This is a genomic window from Vibrio sp. ED002 (assembly GCF_023277445.1).
GTDB classification, from domain to species: Bacteria; Pseudomonadota; Gammaproteobacteria; order Enterobacterales; family Vibrionaceae; genus Vibrio; species Vibrio jasicida.
Window position 1 is genome coordinate 2463548 of record NZ_CP080238.1, and the last position, 17839, is coordinate 2481386.

The 17839-nt window shown below is 46.3% G+C and carries 14 protein-coding genes, 2 tRNA genes and 1 rRNA gene; 12 read left to right on the forward strand and 5 right to left on the reverse strand.

The window, feature by feature from the left end:
- Positions 1–65 precede the first annotated feature (65 nt).
- On the reverse strand, positions 66–863 hold the full coding sequence (locus ITG12_RS11415) for an AraC family transcriptional regulator (RefSeq protein ID WP_039974941.1): 798 nt from the start codon (positions 861–863) through the stop codon (positions 66–68).
- 71 nt (positions 864–934) lie between these two features.
- Positions 935–1849 (reverse strand): EamA family transporter RarD, encoded by a 915-nt coding sequence (gene rarD / locus ITG12_RS11420; RefSeq protein ID WP_104029459.1) that lies wholly within the window; start codon positions 1847–1849, stop codon positions 935–937.
- 176 nt (positions 1850–2025) lie between these two features.
- Between rarD and recQ the strand changes: the two genes are divergently transcribed.
- From recQ to ITG12_RS11435, 3 genes are all read left to right on the forward strand, one after another.
- The gene (gene recQ, locus ITG12_RS11425) at positions 2026–3861 is read left to right on the forward strand and encodes an ATP-dependent DNA helicase RecQ (protein WP_237304756.1); all 1836 of its coding nucleotides are present in this window, start codon (positions 2026–2028) and stop codon (positions 3859–3861) included.
- Positions 3862–3870: 9 nt separating this feature from the next.
- The gene (locus tag ITG12_RS11430; protein ID WP_237304758.1) at positions 3871–4176 is read left to right on the forward strand and encodes a DUF3630 family protein; all 306 of its coding nucleotides are present in this window, start codon (positions 3871–3873) and stop codon (positions 4174–4176) included.
- Between the two features lie 240 nt (positions 4177–4416).
- Positions 4417–5091 carry a 7-cyano-7-deazaguanine/7-aminomethyl-7-deazaguanine transporter gene (locus tag ITG12_RS11435; protein WP_045403353.1) on the forward strand — a complete coding sequence of 225 codons (675 nt, stop codon included), beginning with the start codon at positions 4417–4419 and terminating at the stop codon, positions 5089–5091.
- A 190-nt stretch (positions 5092–5281) separates the two neighbouring features.
- On the opposite strand, the gene ITG12_RS11440 is transcribed toward ITG12_RS11435, so the two are convergent.
- The 3 genes from ITG12_RS11440 to rhlB form a co-directional block, all read right to left on the reverse strand.
- A protein-coding gene (locus ITG12_RS11440) for an IS3 family transposase (protein ID WP_248873087.1) occupies positions 5282–6485 on the reverse strand; the annotation gives its coding sequence in 2 pieces (ribosomal slippage) (positions 5282–6104 and positions 6103–6485; 1206 coding nt in all).
- A 113-nt stretch (positions 6486–6598) separates the two neighbouring features.
- Complete coding sequence (gene gppA / locus ITG12_RS11445) at positions 6599–8092, reverse strand: guanosine-5'-triphosphate,3'-diphosphate diphosphatase (protein WP_038868583.1); 1494 nt, start codon at positions 8090–8092, stop codon at positions 6599–6601.
- A gap of 19 nt (positions 8093–8111) precedes the next feature.
- Positions 8112–9425, reverse strand: coding sequence for an ATP-dependent RNA helicase RhlB (gene rhlB, locus ITG12_RS11450; protein WP_038877451.1), 1314 nt, complete (start codon positions 9423–9425; stop codon positions 8112–8114).
- Between the two features lie 111 nt (positions 9426–9536).
- On the opposite strand from rhlB, the gene trxA reads away from it, so the two are divergent.
- The 9 genes from trxA (at position 9537) to ITG12_RS11495 (ending at position 17718) form a co-directional block, all read left to right on the forward strand.
- Positions 9537–9863 carry a thioredoxin TrxA gene (gene trxA / locus ITG12_RS11455; protein ID WP_004745500.1) on the forward strand — a complete coding sequence of 109 codons (327 nt, stop codon included), beginning with the start codon at positions 9537–9539 and terminating at the stop codon, positions 9861–9863.
- A gap of 196 nt (positions 9864–10059) precedes the next feature.
- The gene (gene rho / locus ITG12_RS11460; RefSeq protein WP_038868581.1) at positions 10060–11319 is read left to right on the forward strand and encodes a transcription termination factor Rho; all 1260 of its coding nucleotides are present in this window, start codon (positions 10060–10062) and stop codon (positions 11317–11319) included.
- Between the two features lie 106 nt (positions 11320–11425).
- Complete coding sequence (locus ITG12_RS11465; RefSeq protein ID WP_038868580.1) at positions 11426–12418, forward strand: hypothetical protein; 993 nt, start codon at positions 11426–11428, stop codon at positions 12416–12418.
- Between the two features lie 136 nt (positions 12419–12554).
- Entirely contained in the window at positions 12555–14408 is a 1854-nt protein-coding gene (gene ubiD, locus ITG12_RS11470; protein ID WP_248873088.1) for a 4-hydroxy-3-polyprenylbenzoate decarboxylase, read from the forward strand.
- On the forward strand, positions 14405–14674 hold the full coding sequence (locus tag ITG12_RS11475; protein ID WP_102386860.1) for a 2Fe-2S iron-sulfur cluster-binding protein: 270 nt from the start codon (positions 14405–14407) through the stop codon (positions 14672–14674). Before ubiD ends, ITG12_RS11475 begins: the two co-directional genes overlap by 4 nt.
- Before the next feature lie 14 nt (positions 14675–14688).
- Positions 14689–15402 carry an NAD(P)H-flavin reductase gene (gene fre / locus ITG12_RS11480; protein ID WP_038868577.1) on the forward strand — a complete coding sequence of 238 codons (714 nt, stop codon included), beginning with the start codon at positions 14689–14691 and terminating at the stop codon, positions 15400–15402.
- Positions 15403–15908: 506 nt separating this feature from the next.
- A 16S ribosomal RNA gene (locus ITG12_RS11485) occupies positions 15909–17461 on the forward strand.
- Positions 17462–17526: 65 nt separating this feature from the next.
- Positions 17527–17603 (forward strand) — tRNA-Ile (locus ITG12_RS11490).
- A gap of 39 nt (positions 17604–17642) precedes the next feature.
- Positions 17643–17718 (forward strand) — tRNA-Ala (locus ITG12_RS11495).
- The last annotated feature ends 121 nt before the right edge of the window (positions 17719–17839 follow it).

A 17839-nucleotide genomic window follows, 5' to 3' on the forward strand; every position in this document is an offset into this window, starting at 1 on the left:
GCTATTGTCGTGGTAAGTCACCTGTGGCGCTTGTAAAAAACTGACAGCTTTCTCGGTAAATGAAATTAACGAGTCACTTGAGAAGGGGAAACGCCGTAGGTCTGCTTAAACGCTTTGCTGAAATGCGCTTGATCGTAGAAACCGATCTGATGGGCAACGTCGGTACCACATTGACCAGATTGCAGTAACTTCATGCCTTGTTCGAGGCGCAGGCGTGCGAACCATGCATAAGGCGTCATGCCTGTTTGCGCTTTAAAGTGGCGCTGGAACTGAGTGGGGCTCAGTTGGCACAGCTCTGAAAGTGAATCCAAACGCACCGCTTGGTCAAGGTTCGCCATTAGATAATCTTTTAACGTTCCAAGCGATTGATTTCCGAGCGGCACCACTTTTTGTCGCTCAAGCGATCCGTAGCGATCAAAAAGCTGGTTAAATCCTTCAAAAGGAAGGCAATCTTTGGCGAGCTGACTAATGTTTTTACCGCGAAGTAGGTCGTGTAAGTTACTAAGTTGTGAAAATATCTGTGGATCAGAGATGATCAGTTCATTGAAGCGTATTATTTGACCGTTTTGCTTAAGATCAGCCAGATCGCTCAGTAGATGAGGTTCGATCGCAAACACATTTACTTCATAGCCACTTTCGAGCTTAGATTGCCCGTCGTGCAGCTCATCTGGCGGCATAAGCACGATTTGCCCGTGGCCGACATGGTGACTGTTGCCTTGGAATTGGAACTTCTGCGCGCCATGCGTGATCAGACCGAGGTGAAAATCCAGATGGTAATGCCTTTGGAAAGCAAATTTCTGGTATTTCGCCTCTATCAGACTCAAGTTGTCATGTTCGGTTGCGTAATATTGGATCTGTTCCATTCAATAAAAAAGCTTGGTCATATTATGACCAAGCTTATCCGTCAATTTCTAACTTGTCTTGTAAAAAACGATCACTGTGCCTGCATGGCTTTGCGTGACTTACGGTTGTTACGCAGACCATCAAAGCTAAATATCACCAAGGCCCCCCAAATAAAGGCGAAGGTGATGGCTTTATCACTGGTGAACGGTTCGCCGTAAATCAGTACCGCCAATAAGAACATCAAGCTCGGTCCAATGTACTGAAAAAAGCCTAAAGTTGAGAGTTTTAGGCGCGTAGCTGCACCGGTAAAGCACAATAGCGGCAGGGTAGTGATGACACCTGCGGCAATCAATAAGGTATTCAGCTGCCATGGGTTCTCAAACATGTTTGAGGTTGGGGTGCTGGCAATAAAAAAGAGATAGATACTTGCCGCAGGCAACATGACGAGAGTTTCAATGAATAACCCGGTTTGTGCTTCCACACTGACTTTTTTACGTAGCAAGCCGTAAAAACCAAAGCTCATTGCGAGTGCGATAGCAACCACAGGGACAGAGCCAAACACGATTAATTGCACTAATACGCCACAAGCCGCCAGCACGACTGCGAACCATTGCAGCTTACGTAACCTCTCTCCCAGAAACACCATCCCGAGTAACACATTGATTAACGGGTTGATGTAATAGCCGAGACTGGCATCGAGCATATGATTTGACGTGACCGCCCAGATGAAGATCAGCCAGTTTGCCCCAACTAAAATAGCAGTAGAGATCAAATACATCATCTTGGTTTTATTTTTGATGATGTCTCGAACCGAGCGCCATTGGCGACCAAAATGGAGGAGTGCGGCAAGCAAAAAGAAAGACCAAAACACTCGGTGGCTTAAGATCTCTAGTGGTGAGACTTCAGCAATTGATTTGAAGTAAATGGGTGCGATGCCCCACATGGTATACGCACCAACAGCAAGCAAGATGCCTTGCCGTGAGCGTTGTTGTTCTTCTGGTGTCATGGGATGTCACCTAATTGAGTTTTTATAGAGCAGACAATCAGTATACGAGTGGTGAACTTAATCACCTAACAATTTGCGGTTTTATTCACCATGAAACCCCATTACAATGTGCCCTCACTTTGCGTGCCAGTGGCATGCATAAGCACTTCTTTCTAAGACCCAATCTGAGATTTTTCATGACCTCGACTTTGTTAGCCGAACAATCTGATTCGCCTTTGACGCCTCAACGTGTGTTGGAGGATGTATTTGGTTACCAAGAGTTCCGTGATGGTCAGCAGTTGGTGATTGACGCCGCGGTAGAAGGTCGTGATAGCTTAGTTATCCTGCCTACGGGTGGTGGTAAGTCGCTGTGTTATCAAATCCCTGCTTTGGTTCGCTCTGGCATTACTTTGGTCATTTCTCCGCTGATTTCGTTGATGAAAGACCAAGTGGATCAGCTTAAAGCTAACGGTGTTGCGGCTGAGTGCATTAACTCGACCATGGCTCGAGAAGATCTCATTAGCGTTTACAACCGAATGCACTCTGGTCATCTTAAGTTGGTATACGTCTCGCCAGAACGTGTATTGATGCGTGATTTCATTGAACGTTTGGAAAACCTTCCTCTATCTATGATTGCCGTCGATGAAGCGCACTGTATTTCCCAGTGGGGACATGATTTCCGTCCTGAATACGCCGCGCTTGGTCAACTTAAGCAGCAGTTTTCCCATGTGCCATTTATGGCGCTGACGGCGACTGCGGATGACGCTACGCGCAAAGATATTCTTGATCGACTTCAACTCAACGCACCTGAAGTTTATCTAGGTAGCTTTGACCGTCCGAACATCCGCTATAACTTAGTTGAAAAACACAAACCGGTTTCGCAAATCATTCGATATCTGGATACCCAAAAGGGCAACTGCGGCATCATCTATTGTGGTAGTCGTAAGAAAGTTGAGATGGTGACTGAGAAGCTGTGTAACAACCATATTCGTGCCGCAGGTTACCATGCCGGTATGGATGCAGACGAGCGTGCTTACGTTCAAGAAGCTTTCCAACGTGATGATATTCAGATCGTCGTTGCGACAGTGGCCTTTGGTATGGGTATCAACAAACCAAACGTGCGTTTTGTGGTTCACTTCGATATCCCGCGCAACATTGAATCCTACTATCAGGAAACCGGTCGTGCAGGGCGTGATGGTTTACCTGCGGAAGCGATGATGCTGTATGACCCAGCAGATATAAGTTGGTTGCGTCGTATGTTGGATGAGAAAGACGACGGTCCACAGAAGCAGGTGGAAACCCACAAACTGAATGCGATGAGTGCCTTTGCTGAGGCGCAAACCTGTCGCCGTCAGGTGCTATTGAATTACTTTGGAGAATATCGTGAGAAGCCATGTGGCAACTGCGATATTTGCTTAGATCCACCGAAACACTTTGATGCCACAGAAGAAGCGCGTAAGGCATTGTCTTGTGTGTACCGTGTAAACCAAAGCTTTGGTATGGGCTATGTGGTGGAAGTGCTGCGTGGTATGCAGAATATTCGTGTACGTGAAAATGGCCACGACAAGATCTCTACCTACGCAATAGGCCGAGACCATAGCCATGATTACTGGATCAGTATTTTCCGTCAGTTAATCCACAAAGGACTGTTGAGCCAAAACATCACGCGCAACTCAACACTGCAATTAACGGAAGAAGCGCGTCCGCTGTTGCGTGGCGATGTGGCTCTAGAGTTAGCGGTCCCACGTTTAGACACCGCAGCACGTGCGGCGAAGTCAGATAAACTCACCAGCAAGAACTACGATAAGAAGCTGTTTGCCAAATTACGTAAGTTGCGTAAATCGATCGCGGACGAAGATGGTTTACCACCATACGTTGTCTTCAGTGACGCGACCTTGATTGATATGGCGGAAATTCTGCCAACCTCTTACGGTGAAATGCTGGCAGTCAGCGGTGTTGGTCAGCGTAAGTTAGAGAAGTACGCCGATCCGTTCCTTGATTTGATTCAAGAACACATTACTCACCACGGATAAGGAATCAAAATGCAAAAGGAATTTGGCTTAGCGGACTACATGGCACGAGAGGGGCGCTTAATCATAACCGCACCAAGTTTTGACCTCGATAGTTTTCCTGCTTTAGGTGAGCGTTTACTTGGACTGCTTTCCGCTACTGTGGTCGAAAAGCAATGGGATGCGGACATTCATTCTTGGCTGATCGACTTTGAAGGTTGTCGATTGTTTATGAAAGCAGAGCATTACAGTGAAGCGATTTGGTTTGAAGCCTTAGCGATTGAAGAGAGCAGGGAAGAGTTGGATTACCTAGCGGGATTGTTCCAACACGGCTTCTAAAAAATAGAACTTTCACGAAAGGGTGTTTCACATGAAACGCCCTTTTTTGTGCTCAAACGTTTGCGTAATACAGACCGCTTGCGAGTCAAATTGGTTAATGTATAATCGCCCACCGCTTCGCTCAGAATGAGCTTAGCCAGTTTATTTTTTCATTTTACATTGTTGGTAAGAGTGCTTTTCTTTATTGAAAGGGCTCGATTTGGGTTCCCTCACCCCCAAACCAAACTAAAAAGGTATCGCATGAGTAACTTTACCCCTGCGCAGCAGCGCAACGCCCTTATCTATCTGGTTCTATTCCACCTAGTCATTATTGCATCTAGCAATTACCTAGTTCAGCTCCCGTTTACTATCTTTGGCTTCCATACCACTTGGGGCGCATTTACCTTCCCATTTATCTTTTTGGCTACCGACCTTACAGTTCGTATTTTCGGTGCAAAAATGGCGCGTAAGATCATTTTCTTAGTGATGCTACCTGCATTGGCTGTCTCTTACTTCCTATCGGTGGTGTTCTTTGAAGGCCAATTCCAAGGCTTTGCTCACCTAGGGGAGTTCAACCTGTTCGTTGCTCGAATTGCGATTGCTAGCTTCATGGCTTACTTGCTTGGTCAAATCATGGATGTGCACGTGTTCAACCGTCTACGCCAGATGAAACAGTGGTGGGTGGCACCAACGTGTTCAACGCTTTTTGGTAATGCACTGGATACCATCGCTTTCTTTGCTATTGCGTTCTACCAAAGTCCAGATCCATTTATGGCGGAACATTGGACAGAAATCGCGCTGGTGGATTACGGATTCAAACTGATTATCAGTCTTGGTTTGTTCGTTCCTATGTACGGTGTACTACTGAATTACCTGATTAAGAAGCTGACTGCGGTGAACCCTGACTTTAAGGTGACGACAAGCGTTCAGTCTTAATATCAGTGGGAACCCCGAAAGCCGCTTGCTCAAATCAAGCGGCTTTTTTGTACCTGCTTACTGGGATTTAGAGGGTTTTGTACAGCGTGGGGAGTAATTAGATCATGGGTGTCCAAAAGCCCCATGAGCTGTACGCAGGTAAAACTCGACAAAGCTTATGACCCGTCCTGATATGGGTTGACACTTTTAGTTAAAACGCTCGATGAACTTCATCGGGCGTTTTGTATTTTAGAGCTGTATGTGGCCTCTGTTCATTATAGAGTTTCACCGACTCAGCAACCATTTTCTTAGCTTCATTCAAGTCGTTCGGCTTAGTCAGCAAGTACTCCATCTTTAAAATACCATTTACTCTTTCAGCTAGAGCATTTTGATAGCAGTCGTATCCATCAGTCATAGAGCATGTCACGTGATATTTTCTGTGTAGTGACTGATATTCCTCAGAACAGTATTGAATACCTCGGTCAGAGTGATGAATAAGCTCGCCCTCATATAGCCGCTCTTTCAAAGCCTTCAGGAATGCACTTTTAACGGCTGGCGTCTTCATATTATCATCTAGATGATACCCAACTATCTTCCTCGAGTAGGCGTCAGTGATTAAGCTGAGATAAGTATTTCCCGCTCGTGTTGCCAAGTAAGTGATATCAGCGACCCATAACTGCTCCGGTTTATTTGGAACCATGCCCTCTTTGATTCGGTTTGGATGGCAGTGGAACCGGTGATGGCTGTTTGTTGTTCGATGATAAGCCCTACGATTTAAGACCAACAGTCGATGCTGTTTTAGCAACGAAAACAGACAGTCTCGCCCTATATCAATGTTATTCTGACTGAGTAAGTACTTGAGCTTTCGAGTTCCTAATCGAGGATGTTGAATCCTTTGCTCTTTGACGAACCCAATGACAGATTGCTCTTTCTGAGTTCGCTGAAGCTCGAGCGCGTAGCGTTTGTAAAACGCCTGCCGAGTAATCCCGATGAAGTGGCAAGCTTTAGTTACTGTGAGCCTTTTGACCGTTTTTCCTTAATAACTCGGCTTTGCGCTTCTTTGAGATTCGGACACCGAAATCCCTATCCATTACTTTTACGACAGCCTCAAAGAAGTCCGCTTTCAGTTGAGTTTCTTCAAGTTGTTGCTCGAGTTCTTTTATCCGTTGTTCTGGAGTTTGAGTAGAAGGAGAATCAGGCATGCCATTACCTACTGTGTTTGGTTTCTCTATTCCTTTAGACCAATTTAGCTGACCGTGCTTACGAAGCCAAACTAAGACAGTAGATCGGCCTTGTATCCCGTATCGCTCTTGAGCTTGTTTATAGGTCATTTCACCTTTTTCTACTTGGTCAACAACCGTCAATTTAAAGGCAAGAGAATAATCTCGTTGGGTTCGTTTACTCGTTGATTTCATGACATTCTCCAATTTCATGTTGGAAATGTGTCAACCTTATTTAGGACGGTACATTAACAATAAAAAAGGCCCTAATAAGGACCTTTCTTTAAACAATCATTGAGTGATGGTGATTAACTTGTGACGACGCTAAGCGGCCAGCCAATATCAGTCTGACGGTTGGATTCAATTTCCAACTCAGCGGCTGTTAACGGGTTTGCATCAAGCCAGTTAGCATCAATGTTCAGTGTTAACTTGTCGCCTTCTGCATTTAGCGTGACTTTTGGTTCCAGCGCTGGGTTACGGCGATGGCTCAATAGTACGGCAAGGCGTAATAAACGAAGTAATCGCTTACCACTAGTTCCAGACAGCGCGTGCTGCTCTGGTAAAGAGGTGAGCTGCTCACGGTAACGTCGAACGATTTCACCGATAACAAACTTCTGAGCGCGCGTATAACCAGGTAAGTCCAAATGTTGTAGTAGGTAAGCGCTGTGCTCACCGCCTTTCTTGAAATCGATAGTTAGCCCGATTTCGTGCAACTTGGCCGTTGTTTCTAGCAGTACTTTACCTTGTGGTTCTGCTACCCATTCGTCACCACCGACTTGTTCAAGCAATCTGCTCGCAAGGTTTGCTACTTGTTCACCATATTGGCAATCCAATTGGTAACGACTCTGTACGCTGCAAATAGTACGTGCACGAATGTCATTTTGACGAAGTTCGTCGACCATCTCATACACTAAGCCTTCACGCAGTGCGCCGCCAGCCAATGTCATCGCATCAATTTCTAGTAACTCGAATATGGCGATAAGAATGGATAAACCACTTGGGAAGACTAACGCGCGTTCTAGGGTAAGTCCCTCGATATCGAGTTCTTCTAAGTGATCGGCAAGCATGGCTTGTTTTTGCAGACGCTTGAGTTTGGCATGAGTAATGACTTCGTCCATACCTTGCGCAAGCATGATCTCTTGCAGAGCCTGAACTGTGCCAGAAGCGCCAACACAGACATCCCAACCTAGCTCTGTATACTGCTCCAGAATCGGTTTGAGTGTTTGTTTTGCGCCTTCTATAGCGGCTTCAAAGTTACGTGCATTGAGCTGGCGGTCTTTGAAGAAGTTTTCCAACCAAGTGACACAGCCCATTTTTAAACTGGTGAGTGCTTTGGCTTCAAAACCTTCGCCGATGATCAGTTCGGTACTTGCGCCACCAATGTCAACCACCAAACGGCGGCCACTGCCGCCAGAAGTGTGAGCAACACCTTTATATATAGTGGCGGCTTCTTCTTCACCGGTAATCACTTCGATAGGCAGACCTAAAATTTGGTTCGCCTTCTCTAGAAAAACATCCACATTAGTCGCGGTACGCAATGTCGCGGTACCGACGATGCGGATGTTCTGTTTAGGAATGTCCTGCAAGCGTTCTGCAAATAGACTTAAGCAGTCCCATCCTCGCTGCATAGCTTCCGTACTAAGAGAATTATGTTCATCTAAGCCCGCTGCTAGACGAACTTTGCGCTTAATTTTAGCCATGGTTTGAACGCTGCCATCGATGTGACGCACAACGAGCATGTGAAAACTGTTCGACCCGAGGTCGATGGCGGCGTATAGCGGTGATGATCCTGCTTGACTCATAAACGACTTCAGTTTCCTATTATGATTGTTTTGGCGCTGATTGACGCGGCTGACGAGGACGGCGTCCTTGCGGCTTACGGTTACCAGAGCGAGTACCACCTGTATTGGTGCGGCGTTGCTGAGTACGAGGTGCACGCATACGAAGTGGAGCTGGCAATTCCTGAATCAATGCCGATGCATCGTAATCAGAAACTGGGATTGCATGCTCAATGTATTCTTCGATAGGTGGCAAGTTGATTGCGTAATCTTCACAAGCAAAGCTGATTGAGTGACCACTTGCACCTGCACGACCAGTACGACCGATACGGTGAACGTAATCTTCACAATCATCAGGTAAATCGAAGTTAAATACGTGTGTTACTTGAGGAATATGTAGACCACGTGCCGCAACGTCGGTTGCTACGAGTAGGTCAACTTCACCGCGAGTGAATTGTTCAAGAATCTTTTCACGTTTCTTCTGTGGAACGTCGCCAGTCAATAGACCAACACGGTGTCCGTCTGCCGCTAGGTGACCCCAGATTGACTCACACTTGTGTTTGGTGTTTGCAAAAACGATCGCACGATCTGGCCATTCTTCTTCAATCAAAGTTTGAAGTAGTGCCATCTTATCTTCGTTAGAAGGGTAGAAAAGTTCTTCTTGGATGCGGTGACCTGTTTTTTGTTCAGGCTCAACCACAACATGCTCAGGGTTATGCATGTGCTCGAAGGCAAGTTCTTGTACACGGTAAGAAAGCGTTGCTGAGAAAAGCATGTTCAAACGCTCTTTTGGCTCAGGCATACGGCGGAACAAGAAACGGATGTCTTTGATAAAGCCTAGGTCAAACATACGGTCTGCTTCATCCAAAACAACTGCTTGAATGTTGTTTAGGTTGAAGACGCGCTGTTTGTAGAAATCAATAATACGACCAGTCGTACCGATCAGGATATCGACGCCGTCTTGAAGCTTATTTAGTTGCTTATCGTAGCTTTCGCCACCGTAAGCCAGTGCTGCTTTAAGACCAGTACTTGCGATCAAAGGCTCAGCATCGTTGTAGATCTGAATCGCTAGCTCACGTGTTGGTGCCATGATAATTGCACGCGGCTGTGTCGGCTTGCGGCCTTCATGTTCTGGTGTCGTCAGAAGGTGGTTGAAAGTTGCAGTAAGAAACGCGAGGGTCTTACCAGTGCCCGTTTGGGCCTGGCCTGCAATGTCTTGGCCGGTGAGCAGTACCGGCAACGCCAAGGCTTGGATAGGGGTACAAAACTCGAACCCTTTTTTTTCCAATCCTTCAATAACTTGGGGCTTTAAATCCAAATCGGCGAACTTTTGCTCTGTGATATGCGTCTTTTTCATAGCTATAGAATATCAGCTAAAGCTTGCAATACGAAAGTAAATACATTCCAATAGGGCATCTATTTACTGGTTATCATCCAACCAGTTTCGAAAAACACATTGGAGTGGAAGATGAGTGATAAGATTTTGCAGCTTACTGATGACGGTTTTGAAAACGACGTAATCAACGCTGCAGGCCCGGTTCTAGTGGATTTCTGGGCAGAATGGTGTGGTCCTTGTAAAATGATTGCTCCAATTCTGGACGAGATCGCTGACGAGTACGAAGGCAAGCTCACTATCGGTAAACTAAACATTGACCATAACGCGGGTACACCACCTAAGTTTGGTATTCGCGGCATTCCAACGCTACTGTTATTTAAAGACGGTAACGTAGCGGCAACGAAAGTTGGTGCTTTGTCTAAGACTCAGTTAAAAGAGTTCTTGGACGCAAACCTATAATCACCAAGTGATTACAGACAAAACCGTGCAATGTAACAATGCGCGGTTTTGTTTTTCTAACTCTGGACTAGAATATTAATTAGTGCTAACTTATCGCGCGTTAATTGAACAAATTTCTCTTCTTGGTCGATCCTGAGACCAAATCCATCTTAACTAGAAAACAGATCTTATTTTGACTAAACAAGCATCCACCACCATGAATCTTACTGAACTGAAGAACAGACCAGTATCTGACCTTGTAAAGCTTGGCGAAAGCCTAGGTCTTGAGAACCTAGCTCGTCTAAGAAAACAAGACATCATCTTCGCTATTCTTAAAGCGCACGCGAAAGGCGGCGAAGACATCTTTGGCGATGGGGTTCTGGAGATTCTGCAAGACGGCTTTGGTTTCCTACGTAGCGCAGACAGCTCATACCTTGCTGGCCCTGATGATATCTACGTTTCGCCAAGTCAGATTCGTCGTTTTAACCTACGTACTGGTGACTCAATTGCTGGTAAGATTCGTCCACCAAAAGACGGTGAGCGTTACTTTGCCCTTCTGAAAGTCAACACCGTAAACGACGACAAACCAGATAACGCTCGTAACAAGATCCTATTCGAGAACTTAACGCCTCTACACGCGAATGAGCGTATGGTTATGGAGCGCGGTAATGGTTCTACAGAAGATATCACAGCACGTGTTTTAGATTTGGCATCACCAATCGGTAAAGGCCAACGTGGTTTGATTGTTGCTCCGCCGAAAGCGGGTAAAACAATGCTTCTGCAAAACATTGCTCAAAGCATCGCATACAACCACCCTGAGTGTGAGTTGATGGTACTTCTAATCGACGAACGTCCGGAAGAAGTGACAGAGATGCAGCGTCTAGTTAAAGGTGAAGTAGTAGCGTCAACATTCGATGAGCCAGCTTCTCGCCACGTACAAGTAGCAGAAATGGTAATCGAGAAAGCAAAACGTCTTGTTGAACACAAGAAAGACGTGGTTATCTTGCTTGACTCTATTACTCGTCTAGCTCGTGCATACAACACCGTAGTGCCTTCATCAGGTAAAGTACTAACTGGTGGTGTGGATGCAAACGCACTACACCGTCCTAAGCGTTTCTTCGGTGCAGCTCGTAACGTAGAAGAAGGCGGCAGCTTAACTATCATCGCAACAGCGCTAGTCGATACTGGCTCTAAAATGGATGAAGTTATCTACGAAGAGTTTAAGGGTACAGGTAACATGGAACTGCACTTGAACCGTAAGATTGCTGAAAAGCGTGTATTCCCTGCGATTGATTTCAACCGCAGTGGTACGCGTCGTGAAGAGCTACTAACGAAGACAGACGAACTACAGAAGATGTGGATTCTACGTAAGATTGTTCACCCAATGGGTGAAACTGACGCGATGGAGTTCCTAATCGATAAGCTAGCGATGACGAAGACCAACGACGAGTTCTTTGATGCAATGCGTCGTCAATAGTCTCAGATAAGTAATTCTGCGAAGGGCCACCGTATATCGGTGGCTTTTTTATTGCTTTCTCCCGATAGAAGCAGCAGAATGAAGAAAATGTTATCGGGAGGTTAACATGCAACAAGGAATGTTGTCGTCATTACTCCTGAGCTTGTCACTTATCACATTACCCGCAACGTTATCTGCGAAGGAAATGCAGGAAACCGTGGTAGAGCAGTGGCTTCAGGATACCCACATACAGACCAAAGTATCTGAATTGCTCGATTATGCAGTCAGAGACGAGGTCGACTCGCTTAAATTCGCTCTCGACCGACTTGCTTTCCCTCAACAAGAAGTCGTCCGTTTTCTTTTGCTCGAAAAGCTTGAGCAACAAGAAATCATCCTTACGCCAAGAATGGCCATTTTTGTCGAATCCCAAATCAGTATTACGCCAACCTATCAAGTGCTTGAGCGTGGTGATGGTTATGAGTTCAGCATACCCGCATTTAACTTTCCTGCGGTGGCAAGCCGTTTGATCAAACGCTGGAAGCAAGACCAAAGCACGTTGGAGTTTGTATTGGAAGCAGAGCGCCAAGAACTCAACCTTAAAGATTGGCTTACCGGTACATCGCAGCAAATACAAGCTCGAGAGGCATTGTTGATCCGCGAATTAGACAGCTTATCTCCAGATGCACTTGAGGCAATCACTAAACAGTTAACTCATGCAAACGTTACTAGCTGGTTACCTTCTACCGCCGTTGTCGTACGTTTAGCACAAGTGAGTCAAAATGAGGCGATGTATGATCTGCTGTGGCGAATGCGTGCTGATTACAACAGCCAAACTGAGCTTACAAGGTTAGCGGAAGTTGGTGATGCATTCTCTTTGCAGCAATTGATGAGCTCTACTGTTAATCCAACTTTAAAACCCTATGCAATTGAGCTTCTGACGAGATCCAATCCTCTTACTTCCGACGTAAAACAGTTTCTGATCGCTAAAATGGCGCTTTCTGAGGAAGCTACTTTAGTGGCCAGAGAGCTAGCGAAACAAGGGCATCAATCTTGGTTGGAAGAGTTAGTGTCAAACAATCGCCAAGTCAAAGCTCGGCAGATTGAAAAGTTCTTGGAATAACTGTTCCTGAATTAAGCGTTCTTCAAGGCTCGATTCTTGTCGCTGCGTAGCTCACATACCCACACAAAATAGGAGGATCTTAGCGTCCTCCTATTTGTTATACTGCGAATAATTTAATCAGCCAGCATGAAGGCCTATGAGTTTTAAGGATTTACGCGAATTTATCGACCACCTAGAACAGAAAGGTCGACTTAAACGCATCACTCACCCCGTCGATCCCGCTTACGAAATGACAGAAATAAGTGACCGCACCTTGCGTGCTGGTGGCCCGGCACTGTTGTTTGAGAATCCAATTGGCTACGACGTACCTGTTTTGACGAACCTATTTGGTACGCCAGAACGTGTCGCAATTGGCATGGGGCGCGAAGACGTTAAAGAATTAAGAGAAGTCGGTAAGCTGCTGGCTTATTTAAAAGAACCTGAGCCACCAAAAGGCTTTAAAGACGCCTTAGAAAAACTGCCAGTGTTCAAGCAAGTGTTGAACATGCCAGCCAAGCGTCTACGTAAAGCGCCGTGCCAAGAGATTGTATGGCAAGGTGATGAAGTCGATTTGGATAAAATCCCAGTGATGAGCTGCTGGGCAGAAGACGTTGCGCCACTGCTTACGTGGGGTTTAACTGTGACTAAAGGTCCGAATAAGAAACGTCAGAACCTAGGTATTTATCGCCAGCAGAAAATTGCCAAGAACAAAATTATCATGCGTTGGTTAGCTCACCGTGGTGGTGCGCTTGACCTGCGCGATTGGATGGAAACCAATCCAGGTAAACCTTTCCCAGTTTCGGTCGCGTTTGGTGCAGACCCAGCAACCATTCTTGGCGCAGTAACACCCGTACCAGATACGCTATCGGAATATGCATTTGCTGGTTTACTGCGCGGCAGCAAAACTGAAGTCGTGAAGTCAATCAGTAATGATTTGGAAGTGCCAGCGAGTGCGGAAATCGTTATGGAAGGTTATATCGACCCGAATGAGTTTGCCGATGAAGGCCCTTACGGTGACCACACCGGCTACTATAACGAAAAAGAAAAGCACCACGTATTTACCATTACGCACATTACTATGCGTAAGGACCCAATTTATCACAGTACCTACACCGGTCGTCCGCCAGATGAACCGGCTGTATTGGGTGTGGCATTAAACGAAGTGTTTGTGCCTATTTTGCAAAAGCAGTTCCCAGAGATTGAAGACTTCTATCTACCGCCGGAAGGGTGTTCGTACCGAATGGCAGTCGTCACCATGAAGAAGCAGTACCCAGGACATGCCAAGCGCGTAATGATGGGCGTGTGGTCTTTCTTACGTCAATTCATGTATACCAAGTTTGTTATTGTGTGCGATGAATCGGTAAACGCACGAGATTGGAATGATGTCGTGAAAGCCATGTCAGAGCATATGGATCCTGTGCGTGATACCTTGATGATAGATAACACGCCAATCGACTCGCTCGACTTTGCTTCACCAGTGGTTGGTCTTGGATCCAAGATGGGTTTAGATGCAACCATTAAGTGGGATGCCGAGCTGGCGACGCGAACCAAGGTCACTGAACGAGACAGTAAAGCGATTACCGAAGCAGAACTGAATGAGTTGAAACAGCAACGTCCTGAGATTGTTGATATCTACCTACCAGCCACAGCAAACAACCAATTTGCTGTTGTAACAATGAAGAAAGACCAAGCTGGTCAATCTCAAGCATTGATGGAATACCTGTGGGACTTCTTTGCTCGGTACACGGATAACAAATTCATTATTTTGTGCGACGATGACGTCAATGCACAAGATTGGAATGACATCATTTGGGCTGTGACAACTCGAATGGATCCAGACAGAGATACCACTCAAGTTCGTGGTAAGGCGGGTAGCTCATCTAAACTTGGGCTCGATGCGACCAATAAGTTTGAATCTGAAGCCACACGCGAATGGGGTACGCCTATCAAAAAAGATCCTAAACTTGTGGCTAAAGTCGATGAGATTTGGGACCAGTTAGGTATTCTATGAGTCATCAAGTCCACCTTCTATCAATGGACGTTACGTTCCAAGTAAAAGAAGGGGAGACAGTGTTGGAAGCTGCGCTCAACAACAATATTCGCTTCCCACACCGTTGCCAAGTTGGCGCTTGCGCCATGTGCATGTGTAAAAAGCTAACGGGCGAGGTGAGTTATCACCTCGAACCGATGCTAACCGAAAAAGAGCAACAGCAAGGCTGGATATTCCCTTGCCAAGCCTATACAGAAAGTAATTTAGTGCTTACTTTTGACGAGTAAGCGAGAGGAACACCATGACCATCCAATGTAAAGTAAAGTCTATTGAGCCGTTAGCTTGTAATACTTACCAAATCCTTCTTCACCCAGAATCACCAGTGCCTTTTAAAGCAGGTCAGTATCTAATGGTAGTGATGGGTGAAAAAGACAAACGCCCTTTCTCTATTGCAAGTAGCCCTTGCCGTCATGAAGGCGAACTGGAGTTGCACATCGGTGCGGCAGAGCAAAATGCTTACGCATTAGAAGTCGTTGAAGCAATGCAATCGGCATTAGAAACAGATGGTCATATCGAAATTGATGCACCACATGGTGATGCTTGGGTTCAAGAAGAAAGCGAGCGCCCGCTATTATTGATTGCTGGTGGTACTGGCTTTAGTTACGTGCGTTCGATTTTGGATCACTGTGTTGCACAGAACAAAACCAACCCTATCTATTTATACTGGGGTGCACGAGACAACTGCCAGCTTTATGCTAAAGAAGAACTGGCCGAGATTGCCGATAAGTTTGCTAACGTTCACTTTGTTCCAGTAGTAGAAGAAGCACCTGCCGATTGGCAAGGTAAAGTTGGTAACGTGCTACAAGCGGTGAGTGAAGATTTCGAAAGCTTAGAAAACTACGATATCTATATTGCTGGCCGCTTTGAAATGGCTGGGGCAGCGCGTGAACAGTTCACCCAGAACAAGAAAGCGAAGAGTGAACGTATGTTCGCAGACGCGTACGCATTCATTTAAATACAGCTTTTGGGGCAGAAAAAGAGGGTTTTTTACCCTCTTTTTTGCTTTTTTGATGAAATAGTCATCGAACAGTTAGTTTTTTCCATTTTTTTTCAAAAAAGGGTTGCGAACGGATCTGAGTTCCCTATAATGCGCATCCACCGACACGGCAGACGCGATAAGGCTTCAGCAGGGTCGGAGAGGTGAAAAGCTTCTGAGAAAATAAATTGAAAAAAGTGTTTGACACTCTCAATTATCTCGCTAGAATGCACCTCCGCTTTGAGAGAAAAACTTCTCGCAAAGCAAGCTCTTTAACAATATAGACCTATCAATCTGTGTGGGCACTCGTTGATGATAATCCAATTAGATACCTCGGTATCAAATTAGGTTTCAATGAACTGAGTGACCAATCAAGTCTTCGGACTTGGCACAGTCAATTCATTATCGTTCTGTTGGAACGATAATAGCTTTAAAATTACTTTTGTAGTTTTGAAGTCAGTATTCGTTGAGCCGAACAAAATCTTAAATTGAAGAGTTTGATCATGGCTCAGATTGAACGCTGGCGGCAGGCCTAACACATGCAAGTCGAGCGGAAACGACTTAACTGAACCTTCGGGGAACGTTAAGGGCGTCGAGCGGCGGACGGGTGAGTAATGCCTAGGAAATTGCCCTGATGTGGGGGATAACCATTGGAAACGATGGCTAATACCGCATGATGCCTACGAGCTAAAGAGGGGACCTTCAGGTATCTCGCGTCAGGATATGCCTAGGTGGGATTAGCTAGTTGGTGAGGTAATGGCTCACCAAGGCGACGATCCCTAGCTGGTCTGAGAGGATGATCAGCCACACTGGAACTGAGACACGGTCCAGACTCCTACGGGAGGCAGCAGTGGGGAATATTGCACAATGGGCGCAAGCCTGATGCAGCCATGCCGCGTGTGTGAAGAAGGCCTTCGGGTTGTAAAGCACTTTCAGTCGTGAGGAAGGTGGTGTAGTTAATAGCTGCATTACTTGACGTTAGCGACAGAAGAAGCACCGGCTAACTCCGTGCCAGCAGCCGCGGTAATACGGAGGGTGCGAGCGTTAATCGGAATTACTGGGCGTAAAGCGCATGCAGGTGGTTTGTTAAGTCAGATGTGAAAGCCCGGGGCTCAACCTCGGAATAGCATTTGAAACTGGCAGACTAGAGTACTGTAGAGGGGGGTAGAATTTCAGGTGTAGCGGTGAAATGCGTAGAGATCTGAAGGAATACCGGTGGCGAAGGCGGCCCCCTGGACAGATACTGACACTCAGATGCGAAAGCGTGGGGAGCAAACAGGATTAGATACCCTGGTAGTCCACGCCGTAAACGATGTCTACTTGGAGGTTGTGGCCTTGAGCCGTGGCTTTCGGAGCTAACGCGTTAAGTAGACCGCCTGGGGAGTACGGTCGCAAGATTAAAACTCAAATGAATTGACGGGGGCCCGCACAAGCGGTGGAGCATGTGGTTTAATTCGATGCAACGCGAAGAACCTTACCTACTCTTGACATCCAGAGAACTTTCCAGAGATGGATTGGTGCCTTCGGGAACTCTGAGACAGGTGCTGCATGGCTGTCGTCAGCTCGTGTTGTGAAATGTTGGGTTAAGTCCCGCAACGAGCGCAACCCTTATCCTTGTTTGCCAGCGAGTAATGTCGGGAACTCCAGGGAGACTGCCGGTGATAAACCGGAGGAAGGTGGGGACGACGTCAAGTCATCATGGCCCTTACGAGTAGGGCTACACACGTGCTACAATGGCGCATACAGAGGGCAGCAAGCTAGCGATAGTGAGCGAATCCCAAAAAGTGCGTCGTAGTCCGGATTGGAGTCTGCAACTCGACTCCATGAAGTCGGAATCGCTAGTAATCGTGGATCAGAATGCCACGGTGAATACGTTCCCAGTGCCTTGTACACACCGCCCGTCACACCATGGGAGTGGGCTGCAAAAGAAGTAGGTAGTTTAACCTTCGGGAGGACGCTTACCACTTTGTGGTTCATGACTGGGGTGAAGTCGTAACAAGGTAGCGCTAGGGGAACCTGGCGCTGGATCACCTCCTTATACGATGATTATTCACGATGAGTGTCCACACAGATTGATACGGTTTATAAGTAAGAGACGATACTGGGTCTGTAGCTCAGGTGGTTAGAGCGTTCGCCTGATAAGCGAGAGGTCGGTGGTTCGAGTCCACTCAGACCCACCAATTTCTTTTGAAATTGGTATACAGTATCGACACCTTGATGGGGCTATAGCTCAGCTGGGAGAGCGCCTGCCTTGCACGCAGGAGGTCTGCGGTTCGATCCCGCATAGCTCCACCATCTTTAAGTGTTCTTGAAAAAGAATCTTTAAAAATGGTTTTCATCAGAAAATCTAGCTCTTTAACAATTTGGAAAGCTGACAAAACAATCTTTGAGATTGTTTGTAAAGTTCTCAATGTTT